4 protein-coding genes are annotated in these 3,109 nt (G+C 61.5%); 3 read left to right on the top strand and 1 reads right to left on the bottom strand.

Annotated elements, in window-relative coordinates; all coding sequences use genetic code 11:
• From SAS01S_RS22950 to SAS01S_RS21745, 3 genes are all read left to right on the top strand, one after another.
• Positions 1 to 384 (top strand): DOMON-like domain-containing protein (locus SAS01S_RS22950; RefSeq protein ID WP_169805000.1); only part of this gene is annotated, 384 nt, incomplete at its 5' end.
• The gene (locus tag SAS01S_RS21750; RefSeq protein ID WP_066813283.1) at positions 381 to 1,577 is read left to right on the top strand and encodes an exo-beta-N-acetylmuramidase NamZ family protein; all 1,197 of its coding nucleotides are present in this window, start codon (positions 381 to 383) and stop codon (positions 1,575 to 1,577) included. The genes SAS01S_RS22950 and SAS01S_RS21750, both read left to right, overlap by 4 nt.
• Positions 1,578 to 1,714: 137 nt before the next feature.
• Positions 1,715 to 1,861 carry a hypothetical protein gene (locus SAS01S_RS21745; protein WP_157082952.1) on the top strand — a complete coding sequence of 49 codons (147 nt, stop codon included), beginning with the start codon at positions 1,715 to 1,717 and terminating at the stop codon, positions 1,859 to 1,861.
• A gap of 28 nt (positions 1,862 to 1,889) precedes the next feature.
• Here the strand turns inward: SAS01S_RS21745 and SAS01S_RS21740 are convergent, their stop codons facing one another.
• Positions 1,890 to 3,068 (bottom strand): vWA domain-containing protein, encoded by a 1,179-nt coding sequence (locus tag SAS01S_RS21740; RefSeq protein WP_066813281.1) that lies wholly within the window; start codon positions 3,066 to 3,068, stop codon positions 1,890 to 1,892.
• Between the last annotated feature and the right edge of the window lie 41 nt (positions 3,069 to 3,109).

Genomic DNA, 3,109 nt, shown 5'->3' with positions numbered 1-3,109 from the left:
GAGCCGATGGCATCGGCTCGGGCCGATGATTTGTGGAAACACACTTGTTTCGAGGCGTTCGTCCAGCCCGCGGAGCAGCCAGACTATACCGAGATCAACCTCTCGCCATCGGGCCGTTGGGCGACGTATCAGTTCGATGGGCGCCGCGCGGGCATGCGCAACGCCGCGGCGGTTCCCGATCTGTCGTGGCAATCGCCGGTGCTCACCGCCAGGATGGAACTGGCGGAGATCGCCGATATGGACTGGCAGCTCGGTCTTACCGCCGTGATCGAAGCGGTCGACGGATCGAAAAGCTTCTGGGCTCTCGAACACCCCGCCGGACCGCCCGATTTTCACAACGCGGATTGCTTTGTCGAGCGGCTCCCGGCACCTGATCGCGCATGAAATTCGGTATCGACCGGCTCCTTGATGAGCCAGACCTGAGGAAACCGCTCGAGGGCAAGCGTGTCGCGCTCCTCGCCCACCCGGCCTCCGTCACCGCGGACCTGACGCATTCGATCGACGCACTGGTCGCGACGGGGCTCAACGTCTCCGCGGTGTTCGGCCCGCAACATGGCGTGCGCGGCGATCTGCAGGACAATATGATGGAGTCGCCCGACTTCACCGATCCGACCTACGGCATGCCGGTGTTCAGCCTGTATGGCGAGGTTCGCCGTCCCACCGGCCAGTCGATGGGCACGTTCGATACGATCCTGATCGACCTTCAGGATGTCGGCTGCCGGATCTACACTTTCGTCACGACGTTGCTCTACGTGCTCGAAGCGGCGGCAGAGCACGGCAAATCGGTCTGGGTGCTCGATCGACCCAATCCCGCGGGTCGGCCGATCGAGGGGCTGACTCTCCGTCCCGGTTGGGAAAGCTTTGTCGGCGCGGGGCCGATGCCGATGCGGCACGGCATGACCTTGGGCGAGATGGGCCATTGGTTCATCGATCATTTCAAGCTCGACGTCGAGTATCGCGTGATCGCGATGGAGGGATGGCAACCCGATGCGGCGCCCGGTTTCGGCTGGCCGCCCGAGCGACCCTGGATCAATCCGAGCCCCAATGCCGCCAACGTCAACATGGCGCGCGCTTATGCCGGGACCGTGATGCTCGAAGGAACCACCTTGAGCGAGGGACGCGGGACGACACGCCCGCTCGAACTGTTTGGCGCCCCCGATATCGACGCGCGCGCGGTCATCGCCGAAATGCGCCGGAACGCACCGCAATGGCTCGACGGCTGCACGCTTCGCGATCTCTGGTTCCAGCCGACTTTCCACAAACATGTCGCGCGCTTGTGCAGCGGCGTTTTTATCCATGCCGAGGGCGCCGCCTATAACCATGACGCGTTCCGCCCGTGGCGGCTCCAGGCGCTGGCGTTCAAGGCAATCCGCGCGCTCTACGGCGACTACGATCTGTGGCGCGATTTCGCGTATGAATATGTCTTCGACAAATTGGCGATCGACGTCATCAATGGCGGGCCCGATTTGCGCGAATGGGTCGACGATACCGCGGCTCTGCCCGGCGATCTCGATTCGCTGACCGTACCCGATGAGGCGGTTTGGGCCGAGGTGCGGCGCCCGCATTTGCTCTATTGACCGCCGAATAGGCCGAAAACGACGCGAAAACCGCATTCTATCGCGAGTCGCTCCCCTTTGATCCCAAAACGGATGCGTCGCGTCATCAGCGTGACATGCTCCGCATCTACCGAATCGCGGGGATCGGGGTCGCACCTATGGAATCAGATATTCGTTTTTACGCGCGCCGTGTGGCGCAGGAGAGGATCGCCGCGAAGAACGCGGTGACCGCCGAAGCGCGAGCGCGCCGGCTCGAACTCGCCGAAAAGTTTCAAGCTAAGCTGACGCAGCTCGAGGCGTGCTGAAGCTCGAATTCTTCTAGGGGCTCGACCCTCACCTTTTTCGCGTCAATTCGCGCATAGCGTCATCGAGACCTGCCAAAGTCAGCGGGTACATGCGGTCGTTCATCAGTTCGCGGACGATCTTGATCGATTGCGAATAGCCCCATTGCTCTTCCTTGATCGGGTTGAGCCAGACCGCGGCGGGGTAGGTGGTCGTCATCCGGTGCAGCCACACCGCGCCCGATTCCTCGTTGAAATGTTCGACCGAACCGCCCGGATGGGTGATCTCGTACGGGCTCATCGATCCGTCGCCGACGATCACTAATTTGTAATCGTGACCGAATTTGTGGAGCACGTCCCACATCGGCGTGCGCTCGGTGAAGCGGCGGCGATTGTCCTTCCACACGCCTTCATACGGGCAGTTGTGAAAGTAGAAGAACTCCATGTTCTTGAACTCTGATGTCGCCGCCGAGAACAATTCCTCGCAGAGCTTGACCCAGGGATCCATCGATCCGCCAACGTCGAGAAATAGCAGCAATTTGACCGCATTGTGCCGCTCGGGTCGCATATGGATATCGAGCCAGCCCTGGCGCGCGGTGCCCTCGATCGTCGCGTCGAGATCGAGTTCGTCAGCCGAGCCTTCGCGCGCGAAACGGCGCAGGCGGCGGAGCGCGATCTTGATGTTGCGCGTGCCGAGTTCGCGCGTGCTGTCGAGATTCTTGAAGTCGCGCTGATCCCACACCTTGATCGCGCGGCCATGCTTGGACTCGCCGCCGATCCGCACGCCCTCGGGATTATAGCCCGAATTGCCATAGGGACTGGTGCCGCCGGTGCCGATCCACTTGTTGCCGCCTTGGTGGCGCTTTTCCTGTTCTTCCAGACGCCTTTTCAGCGTCTCCATGATCTCGTCCCATGAGCCGAGCGACTTGATCTGTTCCATTTCCTCGGGCGACAGATATTTCTCGGCGATGGCTTTCAGCCAGTCGGCGGGAATCTCCGCCGGCTGGGTGCCATAGGTCGTGGCGATGCCCCTGAAGACCTTGGCAAAGACCTGGTCGAAGCGATCGAGCAGGCCTTCGTCCTTCACGTACACCGCGCGGCTGAGATAGTAGAAATCCTCCGGCGTGCGATCGATCACGTTCTTGTCGAGCGCCTCGAGCAGGATGAGATGCTCCTTCATGCTGGCGGGAATGCCAGCGGCACGAAGCTCGTCGAGGAAGTTCAGAAACATGGGTACGCTCTTAACGTACCCCAGGGTCTGTACTCAATAGA

The sequence above is a fragment of the Sphingomonas asaccharolytica NBRC 15499 genome (assembly GCF_001598355.1).
Lineage (GTDB): Bacteria > Pseudomonadota > Alphaproteobacteria > Sphingomonadales > Sphingomonadaceae > Sphingomonas > Sphingomonas asaccharolytica.
This window is presented reverse-complemented; position numbering and strand designations above follow the sequence as displayed.

Bases quoted from the DNA above. Each gene is read 5' to 3' on its own strand.
- SAS01S_RS21750 (WP_066813283.1), top strand. From the start codon at position 381: ATGAAATTCGGTATCGACCGGCTCCTTGATGAGCCAGACCTGAGGAAA.
- SAS01S_RS21745 (WP_157082952.1), top strand. From the start codon at position 1,715: ATGGAATCAGATATTCGTTTTTACGCGCGCCGTGTGGCGCAGGAGAGG.
- SAS01S_RS21740 (WP_066813281.1), bottom strand. From the start codon at position 3,068: ATGTTTCTGAACTTCCTCGACGAGCTTCGTGCCGCTGGCATTCCCGCC.